At 68.2% G+C, this 23,212-nt stretch carries 17 protein-coding genes and 1 pseudogene; 6 read left to right on the top strand and 12 right to left on the bottom strand.

Annotated features, from left to right (window positions below; all coding sequences use genetic code 11):
• Positions 1-186 precede the first annotated feature (186 nt).
• From queF to VD964_RS24900, 4 genes are all read right to left on the bottom strand, one after another.
• A complete protein-coding gene (gene queF, locus VD964_RS24915) occupies positions 187-651 on the bottom strand; it encodes a preQ(1) synthase (RefSeq protein WP_324871176.1) in 465 nt (154 codons plus the stop codon).
• Positions 644-1,858, bottom strand: a complete 1,215-nt coding sequence (gene tgt, locus VD964_RS24910) for a tRNA guanosine(34) transglycosylase Tgt (protein ID WP_324871175.1) — start codon at positions 1,856-1,858, stop codon at positions 644-646. The genes queF and tgt overlap by 8 nt, the downstream gene beginning before the upstream one ends.
• Positions 1,855-2,883 carry a tRNA preQ1(34) S-adenosylmethionine ribosyltransferase-isomerase QueA gene (queA, locus tag VD964_RS24905; protein WP_324871174.1) on the bottom strand — a complete coding sequence of 343 codons (1,029 nt, stop codon included), beginning with the start codon at positions 2,881-2,883 and terminating at the stop codon, positions 1,855-1,857. The genes tgt and queA overlap by 4 nt, the downstream gene beginning before the upstream one ends.
• A gap of 205 nt (positions 2,884-3,088) precedes the next feature.
• On the bottom strand, positions 3,089-4,435 hold the full coding sequence (locus tag VD964_RS24900) for an ABC1 kinase family protein (protein WP_324871173.1): 1,347 nt from the start codon (positions 4,433-4,435) through the stop codon (positions 3,089-3,091).
• Positions 4,436-4,988: 553 nt separating this feature from the next.
• On the opposite strand from VD964_RS24900, the gene VD964_RS24895 reads away from it, so the two are divergent.
• The 4 genes from VD964_RS24895 (at position 4,989) to guaB (ending at position 9,751) form a co-directional block, all read left to right on the top strand.
• A complete protein-coding gene (locus VD964_RS24895) occupies positions 4,989-6,227 on the top strand; it encodes an ABC transporter substrate-binding protein (RefSeq protein WP_324871172.1) in 1,239 nt (412 codons plus the stop codon).
• A gap of 125 nt (positions 6,228-6,352) precedes the next feature.
• A complete protein-coding gene (locus tag VD964_RS24890; RefSeq protein WP_324871171.1) occupies positions 6,353-7,363 on the top strand; it encodes a Ppx/GppA phosphatase family protein in 1,011 nt (336 codons plus the stop codon).
• A 94-nt stretch (positions 7,364-7,457) separates the two neighbouring features.
• On the top strand, positions 7,458-8,174 hold the full coding sequence (locus VD964_RS24885) for an RlmE family RNA methyltransferase (RefSeq protein WP_324871170.1): 717 nt from the start codon (positions 7,458-7,460) through the stop codon (positions 8,172-8,174).
• A 98-nt stretch (positions 8,175-8,272) separates the two neighbouring features.
• Entirely contained in the window at positions 8,273-9,751 is a 1,479-nt protein-coding gene (guaB, locus tag VD964_RS24880; RefSeq protein ID WP_324871169.1) for an IMP dehydrogenase, read from the top strand.
• Positions 9,752-9,930: 179 nt separating this feature from the next.
• Here the strand turns inward: guaB and VD964_RS24875 are convergent, their stop codons facing one another.
• Positions 9,931-10,455 (bottom strand): hypothetical protein, encoded by a 525-nt coding sequence (locus VD964_RS24875; RefSeq protein ID WP_324871168.1) that lies wholly within the window; start codon positions 10,453-10,455, stop codon positions 9,931-9,933.
• A gap of 190 nt (positions 10,456-10,645) precedes the next feature.
• Here VD964_RS24875 and ligA point away from each other — a divergent pair, with 190 nt between their 5' ends.
• Together ligA and VD964_RS24865 are read left to right on the top strand one after the other, a co-directional pair.
• Positions 10,646-13,012 (top strand): NAD-dependent DNA ligase LigA, encoded by a 2,367-nt coding sequence (gene ligA / locus VD964_RS24870; protein ID WP_324871167.1) that lies wholly within the window; start codon positions 10,646-10,648, stop codon positions 13,010-13,012.
• A gap of 209 nt (positions 13,013-13,221) precedes the next feature.
• Positions 13,222-13,641: a bacteriohemerythrin gene (locus VD964_RS24865; protein WP_324871166.1), complete on the top strand. Its 420-nt coding sequence runs from the start codon at positions 13,222-13,224 to the stop codon at positions 13,639-13,641.
• A 436-nt stretch (positions 13,642-14,077) separates the two neighbouring features.
• Here VD964_RS24865 and lpxC read toward each other — a convergent pair whose 3' ends face one another.
• The 7 genes and pseudogenes from lpxC to murC form a co-directional block, all read right to left on the bottom strand.
• Entirely contained in the window at positions 14,078-15,013 is a 936-nt protein-coding gene (lpxC, locus tag VD964_RS24860; RefSeq protein WP_324871165.1) for a UDP-3-O-acyl-N-acetylglucosamine deacetylase, read from the bottom strand.
• A gap of 389 nt (positions 15,014-15,402) precedes the next feature.
• A complete protein-coding gene (ftsZ, locus tag VD964_RS24855) occupies positions 15,403-17,346 on the bottom strand; it encodes a cell division protein FtsZ (RefSeq protein WP_324871164.1) in 1,944 nt (647 codons plus the stop codon).
• 122 nt (positions 17,347-17,468) lie between these two features.
• The gene (ftsA, locus tag VD964_RS24850) at positions 17,469-18,743 is read right to left on the bottom strand and encodes a cell division protein FtsA (protein WP_324871178.1); all 1,275 of its coding nucleotides are present in this window, start codon (positions 18,741-18,743) and stop codon (positions 17,469-17,471) included.
• 82 nt (positions 18,744-18,825) lie between these two features.
• Positions 18,826-19,788: a cell division protein FtsQ/DivIB gene (locus VD964_RS24845; RefSeq protein ID WP_324871163.1), complete on the bottom strand. Its 963-nt coding sequence runs from the start codon at positions 19,786-19,788 to the stop codon at positions 18,826-18,828.
• A complete protein-coding gene (locus VD964_RS24840) occupies positions 19,773-20,732 on the bottom strand; it encodes a D-alanine--D-alanine ligase (protein ID WP_324871162.1) in 960 nt (319 codons plus the stop codon). Before VD964_RS24840 ends, VD964_RS24845 begins: the two co-directional genes overlap by 16 nt.
• A gap of 134 nt (positions 20,733-20,866) precedes the next feature.
• Positions 20,867-21,775, bottom strand: a pseudogene (murB, locus tag VD964_RS24835) (UDP-N-acetylmuramate dehydrogenase); the annotation flags it as partial.
• 14 nt (positions 21,776-21,789) lie between these two features.
• Positions 21,790-23,208, bottom strand: a complete 1,419-nt coding sequence (gene murC / locus VD964_RS24830) for a UDP-N-acetylmuramate--L-alanine ligase (protein WP_324871161.1) — start codon at positions 23,206-23,208, stop codon at positions 21,790-21,792.
• Positions 23,209-23,212 lie beyond the last annotated feature (4 nt).

Genomic DNA, 23,212 nt, shown 5'->3' with positions numbered 1-23,212 from the left:
GCTCGATCACGTAGTAGTAGTGCCAGCCCTGCTCGTCGAGCTCGCGGGCGAGGCGGATGTGCTCGTCGTAGACATCGGCCATGACCTCGCCGCGGCCCGAATAGCCGCCGACACCGTCCCACAACGCGAATTCAAGCTGGGCCATCGCCCGTTCTCCCCGTTTACAAAGTTACGCTTCGCCCGACTTTATCCGCGGCCGCGATAGGGCGCCACCCCTTGATCGGGCAGCCAGAGGCCTGCGGGCGGCGGCGCGGACTGATAGAAGACGTCGATCGGCATGCCGCCGCGCGGATACCAATAGCCGCCGATGCGCAGCCACACCGGCGACAGCTCGTCCACCAGCCGCTTGCCGATGCCGACCGTGCAGGCCTCGTGGAAGGCGCCGTGGTTGCGGAAGCTGGTCAGGAACAGCTTCAGCGACTTCGATTCGACCAGCCAGTCGCCCGGCACATAGTCGATCATCAGATGCGCGAAGTCCGGCTGGCCGGTGATCGGGCAGAGCGAGGTGAACTCCGGCGCGGTGAAGCGCACGCAGTAGGGATCGCCGGGGTTCGGGTTCGGCACCCGCTCCAGCACCGCCTCTTCAGGAGTCTTGGGCTGAACGGTGGAGCCGCCGAGCTGGGTCAGGCCGGCATAGATGTTCTCAGTCATCGGTCTTTTCCTCCGCCACCCGCTCGGCTTTGGGCGGGCGGCCCTGTTTCGGCGGCTTGCCGGGCTTGGCGATGGGATCGACGGTCGCCTCGATGTCGCCCTCGTTCAGGCGGGCTTCCATGGCGCTGGCGACCTCTTCGAAATTGCCGTCGGCGATGGCCTGCCGCATCGTCCGCATCACGTCCTGGTAGTAATGCAGGTTGTGCCAGGTCAGCAGCATCGGCCCCAGCATCTCGTCCGCCTTGAACAGATGATGCAGATAGCCCCGGCTGTAGCTGCGGCAAGCGGGACAGTTGCATTCGGCGTCGAGCGGGCGCTCGTCATGGGCATGGCGGGCATTGCGGATGTTGATGGTGCCGCGGCGGACGAAGGCCTGACCGGTGCGGCCCGAGCGGGTCGGCATCACGCAGTCGAACATGTCGACGCCGCGCCGCACCGCGCCGATCAGGTCGCTCGGCCGGCCGACGCCCATCAGGTAGCGCGGCCGGTCCTTGACCATCAGCGGCTCGGTGAAGTCCAGCACGCGGAACATCGTCTCCTGACCCTCGCCGACCGCCAGCCCGCCGATGGCGTAGCCGTCGAAGCCGATGTCGGTCAGGGCGGCGACGCTCTCCGCCCGCTGCTCCGGGTAGATGCCGCCCTGGACGATGCCGAACAGACCGTAGCCGGGGCGCTCGACGAAGGCGTCCTTGCTGCGCCGCGCCCAGCGCATCGACAGCCGCATGGAGGATTCCGCCTGCGCTTCCGTGGCCGGGAAGGGCGTGCATTCGTCCAGGCACATGGTGATGTTGCTGTCCAGCATGTGCTGGATCTGGATGGAGCGTTCCGGCGTCAGGTGATGGCGGCTGCCGTCCAGATGCGATTTGAAGGTGACGCCTTCCTCCGACATGGTGCGCAGGTCGGACAGGCTCATCACCTGGAAGCCGCCGCTGTCGGTCAGGATCGGCTTGTCCCAGTTCATGAAGCGGTGCAGGCCGCCCAACTGCGCCACCCGCTCCGCCGTCGGGCGCAGCATCAGGTGGTAGGTGTTGCCCAGCAGGATTTCCGCGCCGGTCGAGGCCACCGCGTCGGTGGTCATCGCCTTCACCGTCGCGGCGGTGCCGACCGGCATGAAGGCCGGCGTCTCGATGGTGCCGTGGGCGGTGGTCACGCGGCCGCGCCGCGCCCGCCCGTCGGTCGCCAGAAGGTCAAAGCCGATGCCGGTCATGATGGGTCCGTCCTGTGCAGCAGCGAGGCGTCGCCGTAGCTGAAGAAGCGATAGTTGGTGTCGATGGCGTGCCCATAGGCCGCCCGCATGCGGTCGTAGCCGGCGAAGGCGCAGACCAGCATGAACAGCGTCGATTTCGGCAGGTGGAAGTTCGTCCACAGCAGATCGACGATGCGGAAACGGTAGCCGGGGGTGATGAAGATGTCGGTGTCGCCGCTGAAGGGGGCCAGCGTCCCGTCCTCCCGCCCCGCCGTCTCCAGGATGCGCAGCGCGGTGGTGCCGACCGAGACGATTCGGCCGCCGGCCTTGCGCGTCTCGTTCACCGCTGCAGCGGTCTCCGGCGAGATCTCGCCCCACTCGCTGTGCATCTTGTGGTCGGCGATGTCGTCGACCTTCACCGGCAGGAAGGTGCCGGCACCGACGTGCAGAGTGACCGGCACCCGTCGCACCCCGCGTTCGTCCAGCGCCGCCAGCAGCTCGGGCGTGAAATGCAGCCCGGCCGTGGGAGCGGCGACGGCGCCCTCGCGCGCGGCGAAGACGGTCTGGTAATCGGCGTTGTCGCCCTCGTCCGCCTTGCGGCGGATGTAGGGCGGCAGCGGCATCCGGCCATGGCGGTGCAGCGCCTCCATCAGCTCCGCCCCGCCGGCGGAGAAGCGCAGCCGCACCTCCATGCCGTCCTTGGCGATCACCTCGGCACTGAAATCATCCGCAATGACGATGGTGTCGCCGGGCTTCAGCCGCTTGCCGGGCTTGGAGAAGGTCGCCCATTCCCGCTCGCCCAGCCGCTTGTGCAGCGTGATCTCCACCGCGACCTCGCCGCGCCGGCCGTCGAGCCGGGCGGGGATGACGCGCGTGTCGTTGACGACCATCAGGTCGCCCGGCTGCAGCAGCGTCGGCAGGTCCCGCACGATGAAGTCGCGCAGGGTCGGGCCGACCTCCAGCAGGCGGGCGGCGTCACGCGGCCGGACGGGATGCTCGGCGATCCGGTCGGGCGGCAGGTCGAAGTCGAAATCGGCGGTCTTCATGGGAGGGGCAAGCTATAGACTGAACGGTGGGCGGATGGGAAGGGTTTGGGGGTAGGTTTCCTGCGACGTTAGACCCCCACCCCAACCCTCCCCCGCTGGGCGGGGGAGGGGGTGAGTACTTGTTTGGGAGAGCGGCGGCAGTCCCTCCCCCACCCAGTGGGGGAGGTTAGGTGGGGGTCTCACTCCGCAAGGAACCCGCCGCCCCTCACTCCGCCTGCGGCAGCCCCTGCGCCGCGAGCGCCGCGCTCTGCCGTGCCGTCAGCACATCGACGTCGAAGTCGCGGATCAGCCCCTGGAACATCTGGTACCAGTTCAGCTCCGCCTTCAGATGCAGGAAGACCGAACCCAGCCCGACCGCGGCGCGGTCCATGAAGACGAACTCGCGCGGGATCTCGACGCCGCCGACGCGGCGAAGCTCGGCATGGACCTTGCCCGCCGTCTCCCGACCGTAATGGCCGCCGTTGGTCTCCTCGATCTTGCGTTGGCGGTCTTCCATGATCGGGGCGTAGACGAAGCGCGCCCAGATGTTCAGCACGTCGACCAGCTCGTTCGACGGGTTGACGAAGCCCCAGGTGCGATAGGCTTCCACCGCCTGTTCGCGGTTCTCGGTGCGCAACGCGTTGTAGAGGTCGATCACGCCCTTGACGAAGCTGGGCTTGAAGACGCGGATGCAGCCGAAATCGAGCAGGTTGATCGACCGGTCCGGCCGGACCGTGTAGTTGCCCAGATGCGGGTCGCCGTGGATGACGCCGTAATTGTAGAAGGGCACGTACCAGGCGCGGAACATGTTCATCGCCAGTTCGTCGCGCGCCTCGGGATGCTCGGCGACGAAGTCCAGGATCTTGCGGCCATGCACCCAGCCCATGGTCAGCAGCCGCTTGGTCGACAGCTCCGGCACCACGTCCGGCACATGGACGCCCTGTGTGCCGGCCAGCATCGACTGGTAGAGGCGCGCGTGCTTGGCCTCCCGCTCGTAATCCAGTTCCTCGCGCAGGCGGGCGCCGATTTCCTTCTGGATCTGGCGGGTGGAGATGGCGCTGTCGGTGCGCTCGAAGATCGTGAAGATCAGGCCCAGCTGCCGCAAATCGGCCTCCACCGCCGAGGCCATGTCGGGATATTGCAGCTTGCAGGCAAGCTCCCGCCCATCGGGGCCGATGGCCTTGTGGACCTGACCCAGCGACGCGGCGGCGGCGGCCGTGTGCTCGAAGCTCTGGAACCGCGACTGCCAGTTGGGGCCAAGCTCGCTCGCCATCCGCCGCTTGACGAAGGGCCAGCCCATCGACGGCGCGTCGGCCTGAAGCTGCGCCAGCTCCTGGGTGTACTCCTTCGGCAGGGCGTCGGGGATGGTGGACAGGATCTGCGCCACCTTCATCAACGGCCCTTTCAGCCCGCCGAGTGCGGCTCGCAGTTCCGCCGCGTGGCGTTCGCGTTCCACGCGGATTCCCAGCACGCGCTCGCCCGCCAAGCGCGCGGCCAGCCCGCCAACGGCGGTGCCGACCCGCGCATATCGCGCGACCCGTCCGCCCCATGTGTTCTCATCGTGTTCCGGCATGCCCACAAGGTGGGTGCGCCCCTGGCAAAAGGCCAGCCCTCCCCCGATCGGAGACTGCCGACCGATGTTCCCCGGATGGTGCTGCGGCGCAATGTGCGATTTTCTTGACAGCCCCCGGAAAGGGGAGCAGGCTTCGTCTTACAGTAATCAACACCGAGGTGAAGTGAGCGAGCATCGGAAACGCCTTACCACCCAAGCGGATAGCTTGGGCGGAACAGTAGAGACCGATACCAGGGAGGGTGAGTAAGATCATGACTCCACCGGCGCTTACCTGTTTATGCCGAACTTCTCGGCCGATATAACTGAGGTTTCAGTTCCGAATTCTTTCGCCTGATTGGCGACTTCATCCGGGCCGTAGATGCCCGCTGCGAAAGCCCTCGCTCCACCTCGGAGCGAGGGCTTTTGTTTTGCCGAGAGTTCTCCAGCAATACGTTTCAAACGATACTGTTTGCACATGAAACCAAATCCCGCTATCCACGGGGACTGACGGTGCGGCGGGACGTCGCAGGCCGGTGCGCACCCGTCACGCAAGACCAAGGATGGGGAGGATTGCATGGGTCGGTTGCTGAGGCCTTTCGCACTGGCGGCGCTGCTTGCCACGACGGCGTTGTCCGCTGCGGTGTTGTCCGCTGCGGCGTTTCCCGCTCTGGCTCAGACCGCGAAGCCGGTGCGCATCGGCGTGCTGGCGGACGAGGCGGGCTTCGCGTCCGACATCGGCGGCAAGGGGGCCGTGCTCGCCACCCGGATGGCGGTGGAGGATTTCGGCGGTTCCGTGCTCGGCCGGCCGGTGGAGGTGCTGTCCGCCGACATGCAGAACAAGCCTGACGTGGCGTCCAACATCGTGCGCAGTTGGTTCGACGTCGACGGCGTCGACATGGTGACGGATATCCCGGTTTCCTCCGTGGCGCTGGCGGTGCAGGCGGTGGCGCGCGAGAAGAAGAAGGTGCTGATGATCAGCGCCGCGACGACGACCGAACTGACCAACGCCCAATGCTCGCCCTACAGCATCCATTGGGCGGACGACACGGCATCGCTGGCGGTCGGCACGACCAAGGCGGTTGTGCAGTCGGGCGGCACCAGCTGGTACTTCATCACCGCCGACTTCGCCTTCGGCACGGCGATGGAAAAGGCCGCGACCGAGGCGATAAAACAGGCCGGCGGCACGGTGGTCGGCGGCGTGCGCCACCCGATGGGCACCAGCGATTTCGGATCCTACCTGCTCAGCGCCCAGGGCAGCGGCGCCAAGGTGGTGGCGCTCGCCAATGTCGGCGCGGAGACCATCGGCACCATCAAGCAGGCCGGCGAGTTCGGGCTGACCGAGTCCGGCCAGCGGCTGGTCGGCTACATTGTGTTCATCACCGACATCCACTCGCTGGGTCTCGACCTCGCCAAGGGGCTGTATGTCACCAGCGGCTTCTATTGGGACAAGAACGACCGGACGCGGGCCTGGGCCAAGCGCTTCTTCGAGCGCCACGGCAAGATGCCGACCAAGGAGCAGGCCAACACCTACCTCGCCACCCTGCACTGGCTGAAGGGCGTCAAGGCGGCGGGAACCACCGACGCCGAGGCGGTCACCGCCGCGATGAAGGCGATGCCGACCGATTATTTCGGCACCCCCGGCAGCATCCGCAAGGACGGCCGCGTGCTGTACGACCTTGACCTGTACCAGGTGAAGACCCCGGCGGAGAGCAAGGCGCCGTGGGACTATTACAAACAGATCCGCAGCATCCCGGCGGCCGAAGCCTTCCTGCCGCTGGAAACCAGCGCCTGCCCCGGCGTCAAAGCCCAGTAACCGGCGCAGGGGTGCCCTGCGGGGCCGGGTCGGCGGGATAGGGGTCGAGAGGGGTTCCCGCCGGACTGCGATCCGGGTTACACTCCGCTCTTTAGGCGCAGCGGGGACGGTACGTGGATCTACAGGTGCAAAGCGAACGGCAGAACGACACCGGACGGTTGCGTTCGTCGGCGCTGGTGCGCCCGGTCTTCGCCGCGCTGGACCTCGGCACCAACAATTGCCGGCTGCTGATCGCCAAATCCGCACCCGGCGGTTTCCGCGTCATCGATGCCTTTTCCCGCATCGTCCGGCTGGGCGAGGGGCTGAGCCGCAACGACCATCTGTCGGAACCGGCGATGGAGCGCACCATCGCGGCTCTGCGGGTCTGCGGTTCCAAGATCGAACGGCGCGGGGTCACCGCCGTGCGCGCCGTGGGGACGGAGGCCTGCCGCCGCGCCGCCAACGGCACCGCTTTTGTCGAGGCGGTGGAGCGCGAGACCGGCATTGCGCTGGAGATCATCTCCAGCCAGGAGGAAGGGCGGCTGGCGCTCGCGGGCTGCGCCGCCCTGCTGGAGCCGACGCATCCCTATGCCATCGTGTTCGACATCGGCGGCGGCTCCACCGAGTTGATGTGGCTGGCGGTGGAGAAGGGGCGGGTGCCGCGCCTGCTGGACCAGACCTCCATCCGCTGCGGCGTGATCGGACTGACCGAGGAATATGGCGGCCCCAACGTCACCCGCGTCAACTACGACCAGATGGTGGAGGCGGTGGCCGACGCCATCGCCCCGTTCGAGGCGCGCAACCGCATCCAGGACCGCATCGCCGCCGGCAAGGTGCAGATGCTGGGCACCTCCGGCACGGTGACGACGCTGGCGGGCGTGCATCTGGGGCTCTGCCGCTACGACCGGCGGGCGGTGGACGGCAGCTATCTGCGCGTGGACCATGCCCGCACGGTGATCGACCATCTGGTCTCCCAGGATTTCGACGGCCGCGCCCGGCATCCCTGCATCGGGCAGGACCGCGCCGATCTGGTGGTCGCCGGCTGCGCCGTTCTGGACGCGCTGTGCGACGTCTGGCCGGTGGAACGGCTGCGCATCGCCGACCGCGGCTTGCGCGAAGGGATTCTGGTGGACCTGATGGGGGCCGCCGGCGAGTGACCGGATTTGGCCGGCGAGCGGCCGGAATTTGTATGGGCCGGGCAGGGGAAAAGGCTCCCCGCCTGCGCCGGATGACCGAGGAACTGCAGCGATCATGACCGAAAAGACTCCGTCGACGCGCCCGGGCGGGCGCCGTGCCACGGTCCGTGTGAAGACCGCCGGCAAGCGCACGGAATCCTCCAAGCGCTGGCTGGAGCGCCACCTGAACGACCCCTATGTGGCCGAGGCGACCAAGCGCGGCTATCGCTCGCGCGCCGCGTTCAAGCTGCTGCAGTTGGACGAGAAGTTCCGGCTGCTCGGCCCCGGCAAGCGCGTGGTCGATCTGGGTGCGGCTCCCGGCGGCTGGACGCAGATCGCGGTGGAGAAGGTGCAGACCGCCAAGGACGGCTGGAAGGTCGTCGGGCTGGATATCCTCCCCATGGACCCGGTCCCCGGCGCCACCACCATGCAGGCCGACTTCCTTGAGGAGGGGGCTGCAGAGGCGCTGAAGGACGCGCTGGGCGGCCCGGCCGACGTGGTGTTGAGCGACATGGCCGCCCCGACCACCGGCCACCAGCAGACCGACCACCTCCGCATCATGGGGCTGGCCGAAGCCGCCTATGATTTCGCGGAGGAGGTGCTGGCCCCCGGCGGCGCCTTCGTCGCCAAGCTGTTTCAGGGCGGGGCAGAACGCTCGCTGCTCGACCGGCTGCGGCGCGACTTTGCCCAGGTCAAGCATGCCAAGCCGCCGGCCAGCCGTGCGGAATCGTCGGAGACCTATGTGGTCGCCACCGGCTTCCGCGGCGGCAGCGCGAACGACGAAGTGCGCTGATTTTCGCACTTGCATAACAGATGCTGTGTGCGCACGGGTTCACAAGCCCATGGTCTTGTGTATAAGTGCGCCACGTTTATCTTCCGGGAGATTCACACATGGCGCGCGACACCAAAATCCGCGAAGCCCTGACCTTCGACGACGTGCTGCTGGTTCCGGCCGAAAGCTCGGTCCTGCCGAACGACGTGGACACCCGGACAAGATTGACGAAGACCATCGAGCTGGGCATCCCCCTGATGTCCTCGGCGATGGACACGGTGACCGAGAGCCGCCTTGCCATCGCCATGGCCCAGGCCGGCGGCATCGGCGTCGTCCACCGCAACCTGACCATCGAGCAGCAGGCCGAGGAAGTCCGCAAGGTCAAGCGGTTCGAATCGGGCATGGTCGTCAACCCGATCACCATCACGCCGAACGCCACGCTGGCCGACGCGCTGCAACTGATGGCCGACTACCGCATCTCCGGCATCCCGGTGGTGGAGAGCCGCGACCAGCTCGGCAGCGGCAAGCTGGTCGGCATGCTGACCAACCGCGACGTCCGCTTCGCCACCGATCCCAACCAGCCGGTCAGCGAACTGATGACCAAGGAGCTGGTGACCGTCCGCGAGGGCGTCAGCCAGGAGGAAGGCAAGCGCCTGCTCCACCAGCACCGGATCGAGAAGCTTCTGGTCGTCGACGAGGATTACCGCTGCATCGGCCTCGTCACCGTCAAGGACATCGAGAAGGCCCAGGCCTATCCGAACGCCTGCAAGGACAGCAAGGGCCGCCTGCGCGTCGCCGCCGCCACCGGCACCGGCAACGACGGCTTGGCCCGCGCCGAGGCCCTGTTCGACGCCGGTGTCGACGTGCTGGTGGTCGATACCGCGCACGGCCACTCGGCCAAGGTGCTGGAGCAGGTCCGGGCCGCCCGCGCCATGTCCAGCTACACCCAGGTGATCGCCGGCAACGTCGCCACCGCCGAAGCGGCCAAGGCGCTGATCGATGCCGGCGCTGACGCAGTCAAGGTCGGCATCGGCCCCGGCTCCATCTGCACCACCCGCATCATCGCCGGCGTCGGCGTACCGCAGCTGACCGCGGTCATGGATGTGGTGGACGAGTGCGAGAAGCACGGCATTCCCGTGATCGCCGACGGCGGCATCAAGTATTCGGGCGATCTGGCCAAGGCCATCGCCGGTGGCGCCAGCGTCGCCATGCTGGGCAGCCTGTTCGCCGGCACCGACGAGAGCCCGGGCGAGGTCATCCTGTTCCAGGGCCGTTCCTACAAGAGCTATCGCGGCATGGGCTCGGTCGGCGCCATGGCGCGCGGCTCGGCGGACCGTTACTTCCAGCAGGAGGTTTCGACCATGAAGCTGGTGCCGGAAGGCGTCGAGGGCCGCGTCCCCTACAAGGGCCCGGTGTCGGCGGTCATCCACCAGCTGGTCGGCGGCCTGCGCGCGGCCATGGGCTACACCGGCAGCGCCTCCATCGCCGAGATGCGCGAGAAGTGCCAGTTCGTCCGCATCACCAACGCCGGCCTGCGCGAAAGCCACGTCCACGACATCACCATCACCAACGAGTCGCCGAACTACCGGCAGGGGTGAGGTGCGGTTTTGGGGGTAGGCGTCGGCTGACGAATGCCCCCTCCCTAACCCTCCCCCGCTTCGCGGGAGAGGGAACTCCGCTGCTGCTTTGCCTGACTTCCGCAAGCCTCATGCCCCCTCTCCCGCGAAGCGGGGGAGGGATGGGGAGGGGGCATTCAAAGCAGAGTTTCACTCCACCTTCACACCCCCTCCGCCACCTGCTTCCAGAACTGCCACCCGCCTAGCCGCACGCCGACGGCGAGGCTGGTGAAGGGAATCCTCAGTTCGATGTCCCGCGGCTGGAAGAATGTCAGTCGTTCCGGCTCGCCATGCGCATCGAACTCCAGCCGGGCGCCCTTCGGCTCCGGCGCATACTCGTCGCTCATCACCTGCCAGATTTCGAGGTCGCCGCCATGGTTGGTGATCTTGTATTGGCCGCAGCGCCAAGCCGTCGACTCGCCGACGCTGCCCTCCACCACCTTCTTGTCGCCTTCCATCCTCACGTCTCCGACCCCGGCGGCCTCGCCCTTCATCGAAGGCCCCTGGGTCTCGGCACGGAATCCCAGCCGCAGCCAGCCGGAGCGGCCATATGGGATCAGGCGGCGGACGGCGCGCGCGTCCTCCGCCGCGAAATGGTCGGGATCGTCGTAGAGGATGCGGTCCAGAGCGGCGGCGACGATCATGCGGTCGTCGATGCGCAGGTCCGGGAGATGGGCTTTGCTCATCAGGCAGGCGGACTCCAAAAAGATGTGCCCATCAGTATATAGGCACTCCGGCCGGCCGTCGCCCCGATGCCGAAATCCGACTGCACGGTCCCGGTCCTGAAGACTCCCGAAACGGCTCCCCAGGCGCTATCCTGCGCCGCCCTACCCGGAAGCCTCCGTGGGAGGCCCCCGATTCGTCACGAGACGCGCCATGCAGGACTTGTTCGACACGCCGCCCAATCCCCGCAGCATCGATGTCGAGGCGCTGACGCCGGATCAGGCGGCGGCGGAACTTGCGGCGCTCGCCGCCGAGATCGCCCATCATGACCGGCTCTATCACCAGCAGGACCAGCCGGAGATCTCCGACGCCGAGTATGACGCGCTGGTCCGCCGCAACCTCGCCATCGAGGCGCGCTTCCCCGAGCTGCGCCGCGCCGATTCGCCCAGCCTGCGCGTCGGCGCCGCTCCGGCGGCCGGGTTCGGCAAGGTGCGCCATGCCATTCCGATGCTGTCGCTGGGCAACGCCTTCGCGCCCGAGGATGTGGCGGAATTCGACGTCCGCGTCCGCCGCTTCCTCGGCCTGTCCGACAAGGCGCCGCTGACCTTCGTGGCGGAGCCGAAGATCGACGGCCTGTCCTGCTCCCTGCGTTACGAGCGTGGTGAGTTGGTGCTGGCCGCCACCCGCGGCGACGGGGCGGAGGGCGAGAACGTCACCGCCAATGTCCGCACCATCCGCGACGTGCCGCACCGCCTGCCGGCTCCCTTCCCCGATGTGCTGGAGGTCCGCGGCGAGGTCTACATGAATCGCGACGACTTCCTGGCGATGAACGCAGCCCGCGCGGAAAAGGGCGAGCAGTTGTTCGCCAACCCGCGCAACGCGGCGGCCGGCAGCCTGCGCCAGCTCGACCCGTCGATCACTGCCGCCCGGCCGCTCTGCTTCTTCGGCTATGCGCTGGGCGAGGTGTCGGAGCCGATCGCCGAGACTCAATGGGGCATCCGCGAGCGGTTGAAGGGCTGGGGCTTCCAGTTGAACCGACCGGCGGAGCTCTGCGACGGCAAGGACAAGCTGCTGTCCTATTACGAGGGCATCGGCCGGCGGCGCGCTGGCCTTCCCTTCGACATCGACGGCGTCGTCTACAAGGTCGACAGCCTGGAGCTTCAGCAGCGGCTGGGCTTCGTCAGCAGGGCGCCGCGCTGGGCCATCGCCCATAAGTTCCCGGCGGAGCAGGCGCAGACGCGGCTGAAGGCGATCACCATCCAGGTCGGCCGCACCGGCGCGCTGACCCCCGTCGCCGAACTGGAGGACATCACCGTCGGCGGCGTCGTGGTCAGCCGCGCCACCCTGCACAACGAGGACGAGATCGCCCGCAAGGACATCCGCGTCGGCGATCTCGTGGTCGTCCAGCGTGCCGGCGACGTCATCCCGCAGGTGGTGGAGGTGGTGCTGTCCCAGCGCCCGGCCGACTCCGTGCCCTATGTCGCGCCGGAGACCTGCCCGGTCTGCGGCAGCCTCGCCATCCGCGAGGCGGGTGAGGTGGTACGCCGCTGCACCGGCGGCCTGATCTGCGCCGCCCAGGCGAAGGAGCGGCTGCGCCACTTCGTCTCCCGCGACGCCTTCGACATCGAAGGGCTGGGCGAGAAGATCATCGAGGAGTTCTGGGACGAGGGCTTCATCAAGTCGCCGGTCGATATCTTCACCCTTGAAGGTCGCGTCGAACTGATCGGCCGTCCGGGCTGGAAGGAGAAATCGGTCCAGAACCTGTTCAAGGCGATCGAGCAGCGCCGCAGCGGCATCGACCTGCACCGGGTGATCTACGCGCTCGGCATCCGCCATGTCGGCGAGGTGACGGCCAAGTCGCTGGCCCGCCAGTACAAGACGATGGAGGGCTGGGTCGCCGGCATGCTGGCGGCGGAGCAGGCCATGCCGGGGCAGGAATGGCGCGACCTGCATGAGCTGAAGGGGGTGGGGCGGGCGACCGCCGATGCCATCCTCGGCTGGTTCGCCGATCCGGACTGTGGAGCGAAGCTGGACTTCTATGCCGGCAACGACGCACTGCGGCTGGAGACCGTCATTGCCTCGCTCGGCATCAAGGGCGTGAAGAAGCCGGCGTCCCAGGCGCTGGCCGAGCGGTATGGCACGCTGGCCGACTGGCGGGCGGCGATGGAGCGGGCCACCGGGCAGCTGCCGGGGCAGCCCTGGCTCGACCTGGTCGCCACCCCCGATGTCGGCGAGGTCGCGGCGGAGGAACTGGCCGGCTTCTTCGCGGAGGAGCGCAACCTCGTCATCGTCCGCGGCCTGATGGAGCGGCTGACCGTGCTGGTGGCCGAAGCGCCGAAAGCCAGCAACTCCCCAGTCGCAGGCAAGACGGTGGTCTTTACCGGTACGCTGGAGCGGATGACCCGGTCGGAGGCCAAGGCGCGGGCCGAATCGCTGGGCGCCAAGGTCGCCGGTTCGGTCTCCGGCAAGACCGACTATCTGGTCGCCGGGGCCGATGCCGGCAGCAAGGCCGCCAAGGCCAAGGAGCTGGGCATCGAGATCCTGACCGAGGATGAATGGCTGGCCAAGATCGGCGGCTGACCGGATGCCGGCCTTAGCCAAAATGTCGCATCTCCGTTCGCTCGGATTGACGGACGGAGACAGGGGGAGTGAGATCAGACAACGCTTATAGTCGGAAGTGAAACGATGCCAAGCAGGTGGCCCGACCCTGGATCAGGGCGGGATCGACGGGCGGTCAACGCCCGCATCCGCCTGCCCGGCACCCAACGAAGGGGGACGAAGGAAACGCCATGGAGCCAATTCAGTGGTCGCGCTGGATGAGCGTCGGCAATGACGCTCTGGACGAGGATCACCGCGTCCTGATCGCCATCGTCAACAAGCTGTATGACGAGGCCAACCGCCAGGACCCCGCCCTGATCGAAGCGATCCTGGACGAACTGATCGCCTATACCCGCCACCATTTCGCGGAGGAAGAAGCGCAGATGCAGCGCCTGAACTACCCGACCTTCGCCGCACACAAGGCTCTGCATGACACTCTGACCCGGCAGGTCGAAAGCTACCGCGATGACTTCCGCGCCAACGGCGGCGGCATCAGTGGCGAGGAGGTGTTCCTGTTCTGCTCCGACTGGCTCGGCAAGCATATCCTGAAGGAAGATACCCGCTTCGGCGAATATGCCGGCAGCGAAGCGGAACTGGCGGTCGCGGGGTAGGGGAGAAGAGCTTTCTATCTGGTCGGGACCATTGCATGCCAGTAGCCCTTCTCCCCTTGCGGGGCGGGATGAGGGGTGTAATGGACGCAGGCCATTGGGAACATCAAATTGCGTCCCCTCACCCCAACCCGCGGGTCGGCAAAACGCCGTTGGCGTTTGGCCGATCCCGCCCCGCAAGGGGAGAGGGGCTTGACGCAAGGGCTCTCCAAGCGGTATCTGAAGAAAATTACCTAAAATACTGAAATAATTCAGAAAAGCACAAGCGCCCACGATAATGCAGCGAGCGCCCAACCCAGGAGGGGAGGGCGCTTTTTCTTTCGTACGACTCTCGCCGACGGCAGGGGAGGGGAGTGCGCGCAAAGAAAAAGCCCTCCCCGGTGGGGGAGGGCAGGGGCAAACCCAATCGAAAACCGGTCCAATCGGAAACAGGCTGTGGTCAGGCGACCGCCAGCTGCTCCAGGCCGCGGCGCGCGACCGGCAGCGACACCGCCGTCTCGTAGCGCCAAGCGCTGCGGTCGGCGAACAGGGCACGCAGCAGCTGGTTGTTCAGGGCATGGCCGGAGCGCACGCCGTGGAAATGCCCGACGATGGGCGCGCCGGCCAGATACAGGTCGCCGACGGCGTCCAGGATCTTGTGGCGCACGAACTCGTCGGTGAAGCGCAGGCCTTCGGCGTTCATCACCGTGTCGCCGGAGATGACCACCGCGTTGTCCAGCGAGCCGCCGCGGGCGAGGCCCATCTTGCGCAGCCCCTCCACCTCGTGCAGGAAGCCGAAGGTGCGGGCGCGGCTGATCTCGTCCTTGAAGCTGTCCGTGTCGATCTCCAGCGCATGCGCCTGACGGGAAATGGCGGCGCTGTCGAAGTCGATCTCGAAGCTGTAGGTGGTCGCGACGTCGGGGGTGAAGGACGCGCTCTTCACGCCGTCGCCGATGACGACCGGCTTCAGGATACGGATGACGCGGCGCGGGGCCTTCTGCACGGCGATGCCGGCCTGTTCGATGGCGGCGACGAAGGGGGCGGCGCTGCCGTCCATGATCGGCACCTCGATACCGTCCAGCGAAACGACGGCATTGTCGATGCCGCAGCCGGCCAGCGCGGACATCAGATGCTCGATCGTGCCGACGGTGGTGCCATGTTCGTTACCGATCACGGTGCACAGACGGGTGTCGACCACCGTGTCCCACCGCGCCGGAATGACGGCGGCGGCACCACGCAGGTCGGTGCGATGGAAGGTGATCCCGGAATTCGCATCGGCCGGGGAAATCGTCAGCGTGACGATGACGCCCGAATGCAGACCGACGCCGGCGATCGTCACCGACTTCTTCAGGGTCTGCTGGAACATGCCGTCCGCGTTGCTGCGATTGTTGGCCACGATGTCTTTTCCATCTTGGTCATGAAGGGGAGGTTCCTGGCGATGCCGCGCCGGATGATCTTGGAAGATCATCGCGTCGGCGGCTTTCGCTTTCGACCATGCTGATAGGTAACACCGGGGCTCGGAAATCGGCAAATCACTCATTGTTACCGTTTGTTGCAGGGCAAAAGAGGTGCGAATTGCAAGCAATCGGGTATACGCACAATGGCGGCGCAACAAAAAATCCCCGGAAACGCACGGAGGCGTCCCGGGGTCCGAGAGGTTCGGTCAGGTTGTGGAGCCGCCGGCGCCGCGATTAGCAGGGTGCGGCGACGGCGGTTATCTCCGGCTTTCGCCGGGATCGGCCGACCGCCGCGGAAAAGGCCGCGGCGGTCCGGAACGGTGGGTGCTCAGTTCGCCTGACGGCGCAGGAAGGCCGGAATGTCCAGTTCCTCCTGCTCACCCGGCTTGGCATCGGCGCGCGGGGCGGGAGCCATCTGCTGCGGAGCGGCCGGATAGCTGGGCGCCTGCGGGGCCTGCTGCGGAGCCGACTGCTGCTGCGGATAGACCGGCGCCTGCTGCGGAGCGGTCGGGTAGGACGAGGCCGGCTGATAGGCCTGGGGCGCCTGCGGCTGCTGCGGATAGGCCGGCTGCTGCTGCGGATAGCCCTGCTGCGGGTGAGGGGCCGGCTGGTACTGCTGCGGGGCCGGCTGCGGCTGATAGGCCTGCGGCGCGGGCTGCGGGGCCGGCGGGTGCGCCGGTTCCGACTTGCGGCCGAGGCCGGTCACCAGACCGAACAGGAAATTGCCCTTGCGGGCCGGCGCCGGTTCCGGCGCGGGTGCCGGCGCCGGGGCCGGACCGACCGACAGGCCGCCCGGATGCGGCTGGTGGGCCTGCGGGGCGGCGTGATGGTGATGCTGGTGGGCCTGCGGAGCCTGCTGGTGGGAGACCGGCTGCTGCGGCTGGGGCTGCTGCGGCTGCTGGTGGACCTGCGGGGCCTGCTGGTGGGCGGCGGGCTGCTGCGGCTGCTGCTGGGGAGCGGACAGCGGAGCGGCGCCGACGGTCACCGGCTGGCGCGGACCGGCATCGGCCGGCTTCGGCGCGAAGAAATGGCCGCCCTGGTTCTCGCCGTGCAGCGGACCGGCGGCCGGCTTCGGCGCCTCATGCTGGGCGTGCTGCTGCGCCGGGTCATGCTGGATCGCGGCGGCGCCGGCGGTCACCGGCTGCGGGGTGCGCAGGCCGATGGCGGCGCTGGGGATGGGCGAACCGGGGGCGCCGGCCGGGGCGGCAGGGGCGCCGGTCAGGTTGCCGGGAGCAGCCGGCTTCTTGGCGCGGTCGCCGACCAGCGACAGGTTGACCGGATGCAGGGTGCGCGGGTTGCTCATCGCCGCGGCATCGATGCCGGTGGCGACGACCGACACGCGCATCACGCCGTCCAGCGAGCTGTCGAAGGTCGAGCCGAAGATGATGTTGGCGTCGGGGTCGACCTCGTCACGGACGCGGTTGGCCGCCTCGTCGACCTCGAACAGGGTCATGTCGTAGCCGCCGGTGATGTTGATGAGGACGCCGCGGGCACCCTTCATCGACACGTCGTCCAGCAGCGGGTTGGAGATGGCGGCCTCGGCGGCCTCGATGGCGCGGCGCTCGCCGCCGGCCTCGCCGGTGCCCATCATCGCCTTGCCCATCTCGGTCATGACGGACCGGATGTCGGCGAAATCCAGGTTGATCAGGCCGGGCATCACCATCAGGTCGGTGACGCCGCGCACACCCGAATGCAGAACGTCGTCGGCCATCTTGAAGGCGTCCGCGAAGGTCGTCTTCTCGTTGGCGATGCGGAACAGGTTCTGGTTCGGGATGATGATCAGGGTGTCGACATACTGCTGCAGCTCGGCGATGCCGCCCTCGGCCAGCCGCATGCGGTGACCGCCCTCGAAATGGAAGGGCTTGGTGACGACGCCGACGGTCAGGATGCCGCGCTCGCGGGCCGCGCGCGCGATGACCGGGGCCGCACCGGTGCCGGTGCCGCCGCCCATGCCGGCGGTGATGAACACCATGTTGGAGCCTTCGAGATACTGGACGATCTCGTCGATCTGCTCCTCGGCCGAGGCGCGGCCGACATCCGGTTTGGAGCCGGCGCCCAGGCCGCGGGTGGTGCCGGTGCCCAGCTGGATGCGCTTTTCGCACAGCGAACCCTTCAGCGCCTGCGCGTCGGTGTTGCCGACGACGAAGTCCACGCCTTCCAGGTTCGACTTGATCATGTTGTTGACGGCGTTGCCGCCGGCGCCGCCGACGCCGAACACGGTGATGCGCGGCTTCAGTTCGGGCTCGATCTGGGGAATGGTCACGTTGATCATGCTGTTCAGGCCTCCACAACCTGTTTTCGTTGGGTTTGATGTTTGATATGCCGCGACCGGCGCCCGGTTGTGTCCGGTGTCTGTCCGTTCGGGAATCGGTGGATGGCGGCGGGGAGAGTCATCTAGAGATTCTCCCGCAGCCACAGGCCGACGCGACCGATGAGCCCGGTGGACGCGACCGCCTCGTGGCCGGTCACCATCAGCTCCGTCGGATTGCGGACGGCGTGTAGGAGAAGGCCCGCGACCGTCGAGAAGGCCGGTCCGCCATGCGCCTCGTTGAGGCCGGCGATCCGGGTCGGGCGGGCGATGCGGACCTGCTTGTCCAGGATGGGGGCGGCCATGTCGCGCGTGTTGGGCAGCTGGCTGGCGCCGCCGGTCAGCACGACGCGCCGGCCGACCAGCCGGGAATGGCCCGACTGCTCGATGGCGCTGCGCACCTCTTCGAAGATCTCTTCCATCCGCGCCTGGATGATGCTGACCAGGAAGGAGCGCGGGTGGCTGGCGGTGCCGCTGCCGCTGCGCTCGTCCTCGCCGATCTGCGGGACCTCGATCATCTCGCGCTCGTCGGCCGGGTTCACCCGGGCGCTGCCGTAGAGCACCTTCAGCCGTTCGGCATGGACCAGCGGCGTGGTCAGCCCATGGGCGATGTCGTTGGTGACGTGGCGTCCGCCCAGAGGCACGAAGCCGGTCCACACCAGGTTGCCTTCGGCGAAGATCGAGATTGTGGTGCCGCCGCCGCCGATGTCGACGCAGGCCGCGCCCATCTCCATCTCGTCCTCCACCAGACAGGCGAGGCCGGAGGCGAAGGGGCTGACCACGATGGATTCGATGTTCAGGTGGCAGCGGGCGATGCAGGCGTGCAGCGTGCGGATGGCGCCGGCCGCGGCGGTGACGACATGCAGCTGGGCGCCAAGCGAATGACCGCTCATCCCCTTGGGATCGCGGATGCCGCGGCTGCCATCCAGGCTGAAGCCCAGCGGAATGGTGTGGATCAGCGCCTGATCGGGGCCGGCCTGCAGGGTGCGGGCATGGGCCATGGCGCGGCGGATGTCGCCCTCCGTCACCTCCTGGCCGGATACGGGGACCGTGGCGGTGAAGGCATGGGAGCGCGGCTGGCCCATCGACAGGTTGACCACCACGTCGTGCACCGTCTCGCCGGCCATTTGTTCGGCGGCATGCACGGCGGCACCGATCGAGGTTTCCGCCGCCTCCATGTCGATGATGGTCCCGGCGCGGATGCCCGTGGCGATCTGGTGGCCGACGCCGATCACGCGGAGGGAGCCGGGCTCCTCCATCCGCGCGATGACGCAGCACACCTTCGTCGAGCCGACGTCCAGTGCCGTGACGATTCCGCCACGGGCCGGCCGCTTCGGCTTCTTGGCGCCGTTGAATCCCATCCCGAACATGCCCCCCAAACTTCCCCTCTACCCCTGTCTGCCGGCGTCGGGCGTCCCCGAAAAGGCCCGCCGCCGGTCCGTCCTACGATTTCTTGCCGTTCTTCTTCTTCGACTCATCCTCCCAGCCAGGAAGCTGGGCGGTGGCGGAGGTCTGGATCGCGGCGCGGCCGGGCAGCCGCAGGTCGATGGCGACGATGTCGCGGTCCAGCACATGGCTGGCCGTATGCATCTGCTCCAGCTGCAGAAGGGCGCGGCGCATCTCCGCGGTGCCTTCGGGCAGCTTCACCGTCACGCCGTTGCTGAGCTGCAGGTTCCAGCGCCGGTCGCTGATCCAGCTGGCCGAGGACAGCATCGGGGCGATGGTGGGGGCGCTGTCCAGCGCCGACAGCAGGGTGTGGACCTGCTGCGGGGCGTTGGCGCCGATCACCTGGGGCAGCGTGTCGATGCGCTGGTTGCCGCGGCGGGCCAGTTCCGCCGCGTCGGCCAGCGGACGGCCGGCACGGTCGATGACGGTGAACTGCCGCTCATGCTGCCAGATCGCCATCGGCTGGCGTTCCGACAGGCGGATGTAGAGGAAACCGGGCAGCCGGCGCTCGATGGAGGCCGACGACACCCAGGGAAGCTCTTCCAGCCGCTGCTTGGCCTCGGCGAGGTCGATGGACAGGATCGGCTCGCCCCGGCGCACGCCCAGCGCGTCGAGCACGGCGTCGCGTTCCGTCTCGCTGCGGCCGACCACCAGGATCTCCGACAGGCGGAAGCCCAGGTCGCCGGTGGTCTGGATGACGCTTTCCCGCGCCGCCTCCAGCGTGTCGGCCAGGGTGCCGCGTTTCCAGGTGGAGCCGGCGGCGGCGGTCAGCCCCAGCACCGGCACCAGGATCAGCGCCGCCTTGACGGCCGAACGGGTCCAGCGCGGCCAAGCGCGGCGGCGCTTGCCTTTCTGCGCCGACGCGGCCATGGCGCGCGGCGGGGTCGGCATCTCGTCCCGGGCGCGCGCGCCGGCGGCTGCGGCGCGGAAGTCCGGGTCGGCCATCAGGCGAGCTGACATGCGGCATTCTCCACCAGCCAGCCGACCAGCGCGCCGTAGGAAATTCCCACATGCGCCGCCTGTTCGGGCACCAGCGACAGGGGCGTCATGCCCGGCTGGTTGTTGATCTCCAGGAAGTACAGCCCGTCGGTTCCCGGCCGGCCGTCATCCCAGCGGAAGTCGCTGCGCGAGACACCCCGGCAGCCCAGGGTGTGGTGCGCCAGCACCGCCAGCCGCTTCGCCTCCTCCGCCACGGCCTCTGGGATCGCGGCGGGGATGGTGTGGACGGCATGGCCGGCGCTGTATTTCGCGGTGTAGTCGTAGACCTGAGCCTGGAAGACGATCTCGGTCACCGCCAAAGCGCGGTCACCCATGACGCCCACGGTCAGCTCGCGACCGGGGATGAACTCCTCGACCAGCACGCGCTCCCCAAAGGTCCCCCCGAAGAAGCTATCGTCGCCGACCGGGCTGTTCTGCCCCTCGCGGACCAGGGTTACGCCAACGGTCGAGCCTTCGTCCACAGGCTTGACGATATAGGGCGCCGGCATGGGGTGGGTACCGCCGGTGATCTCGCCACGGGAGAGCACCATTCCTTTGGGGGAGCGGATGCCGACAGTATCCAGCACCCGCTTGGTCATCGCCTTGTCCATGGCGATGGCCGCGGCCTGGACGCCGGAATGGGTGTAGGGCAGGCCGAGGAACTCCAGCACGCCCTGGATCGTCCCGTCCTCGCCGCCGCGGCCGTGCAGGGCGTTGAACACCACGTCGGGGCGCGGGTTGGTCAGGGCGTGCATCAGCCCGCCCAGGTCGCGCTGCACGTCGATGGCGGTGACGCGGTAGCCTTCCTCTTCCAGCGCCTTGGCGACGCCGGCGCCGCTGACCAGCGACACCTCGCGCTCGGCCGACCAGCCGCCCATCAGGACGGCGACATGCTTCTTGTGGGCGTGGAGCAGGGCTTCGGTCATGCGTGGCCTCCGTCGGCCGTCTCCCCCTCTCCCCCCCGGGGAGAGGGTTGGGGTGAGGGGGAACCGCCGGCCGGAGCGTTCGGCTGGCGCCGAACCCCCTCATCCCGACCTTCTCCCCGGGGGGGAGAAGGGGAAAGCTCCACGCCGATGCGCTTGATTTCCCACTCCAGCGTCACGCCGCTGGTCTCGAACACGCGGCGGCGGACCTCCTCGCCCAGCGATTCAAGCTGGGCGGCGGTGGCCGTGCCGTTGTTGATCAGGAAGTTGCAGTGCTTTTCCGATACCTGGGCGTCGCCGATGGACAGGCCGCGGCAGCCGGCCTTGTCGATCAGCTCCCACGCCTTGTGGCCTTCAGGATTCTTGAAGGTCGAGCCGCCGGTGCGCGAGCGGACGGGCTGGCTGTCGGCGCGCTTGTCGGAAATCTCGGCCATGCGGCGGGCGATCTCCAGCGGGTTGCCGGGTTCGCCGCGCAGCACGGCGCCGGTGAAGATGCAGTCCTCGGGCGCCGCGCTGTGGCGGTAGGTGAAGCCCATGCCGGCATGGCTGAACTCCAGCATCCGGCCGTCGCGCGCCACGGCGGTGGCGCTGACCAGCACGTCGGCCAGCTCGCGGCCATAGGCGCCGCCGTTCATGCGCAACGCGCCGCCGATGGTGCCGGGGATGCCCGACAGGAACTCCAGCCCGGCGATGCCGGCGTCGCGGGCGACCATGGCGACGTTGAGGTCGAGCGCCGCAGCACCGGCGGTCAGCGTCATGCCATCAGCCGAGATGTCGGTGAAGCCGCGGCCGAGCCGGATGGTGACGCCCGGCACGCCGCCGTCCCGCACCAGCAGGTTGGAGGCGACGCCGATCACCGTCACCGGCACCTCGGCCGGCAGGGCCGCCAGGAAGTCGGCGAGGTCGTCGGCATCGGCCGGGCGGAACATCACCTCGGCCGGGCCGCCGACGCGGAACCACGTCACCGGCGCCAGCGGGGCGTCGGCGGTCAGCCGGCCGCGCACCGCGGGCATCCGTTGGATCAGATGGCCGTCAGGGAGGCTCATGCGCGGCGCCGCCGTCATCGGGTAGCGCCGTAGAGGGCCGACAGCTCGCCCGGCAGGGCATTCGCCCACTGGGTGATGTTGCCGGCGCCGAGGCAGACGACGAAGTCGCCGGGCTTGGCCATCTCGCGCACCACCTGCGCCAGCTCCTGCTGGTTGTGCAGGGCGACGACGTGGCGGTGGCCGTGCATGCGCAGGCCCTCCACCAAGCTGTCGCGGCTGACGCCCTCGATCGGCGCCTCACCGGCGGCATAGACGTCGGCGACGATCACGGCGTCGGCGTCGTTGAAGCAGGTGCAGAACTCCTCGAACAGGGCGGCGAGGCGGGAATAGCGGTGGGGCTGGACCACGGCGATGGTGCGGCCGGTGCCGGCGGTGCGCGCGGCCTTCAGCACCGCGGCGATCTCCACCGGGTGGTGGCCGTAATCGTCGATGACGGTGATGCCGTTGGCTTCGCCGGTCTTGGTGAAGCGGCGCTTCACGCCCTGGAACTTGGCCATGCTGTCGCGCATCACCACGTCGGGCAGGCCCATCTCGTTGCCCACCGCGAAGCAGGCCAGCGAGTTCTGGACGTTGTGCGGCCCGTACATCGGCAGGCGCACGCCGGCGATGGCGCGGCTCTCGCCGCTGTGGCGGTCGTAGATCAGCACGTCGTACTTGGCGCCGTCGGGACCCAGCTCCACGTTCACCGCGCGGATGTCGGCCTGCGGCGAGAAGCCGTAGGTGACGATGCGGCGGTCCGACACGCGGGGGATCATCGCCTGCACCTCGGGATGGTCGATGCAGAGTGCGGCGAAACCGTAGAAGGGAATGTTCTGGACGAAGCTGTCGAAGGCGGCCCGCGCGTTGTCGAAGGTGCCGTAGAAGTCCAGATGCTCCGGATCCATGTTGGTGACGACCGCAATGCAGGCCGGCAGCTTCACGAAGGTGCCGTCGCTCTCGTCCGCCTCCACCACCATCCAGTCGCCGGTGCCGAGCCGGGTGTTGGAGCCGTAGGCGTTGATGATGCCGCCGTTGATGACGGTCGGGTCGAGGTTGGCGTGCTCCAGCATGTGGCCGACCATCGAGGTGGTCGTGGTCTTGCCATGGGTGCCGCCGATGGCGATGGCCCATTTCAGGCGCATCAGCTCGCCCAGCATCTCGGCGCGGCGGACCACCGGTACCAGGGCCGCGCGGGCGGCGACCACTTCCGGATTGTCGCGCTTGACGGCGGAGGAGACGACGACCACGGCGGCGCCGGCGATGTTCTCGCCGCGATGGCCGACGAACACCTTGATGCCCAGTTCGCGCAGGCGCTTGACGTTGGCGTTCTCGGCCAGGTCGGAGCCCTGGACGGTATAGCCCAGGTTCCGCAGAACCTCGGCGATGCCGCTCATGCCGATGCCGCCGATGCCGACGAAGTGGATGGTGCCGATCGAGAGGGGGAGGGCGCGCATGTCA

Origin of the sequence: Azospirillum sp. (assembly GCF_035628975.1) — a bacterium.
Classification (GTDB): Bacteria; Pseudomonadota; Alphaproteobacteria; order Azospirillales; family Azospirillaceae; genus Azospirillum.
The sequence above is the reverse complement of the archived record's forward strand: the minus strand, read 5'-3'. Positions and strand labels throughout refer to the sequence as shown.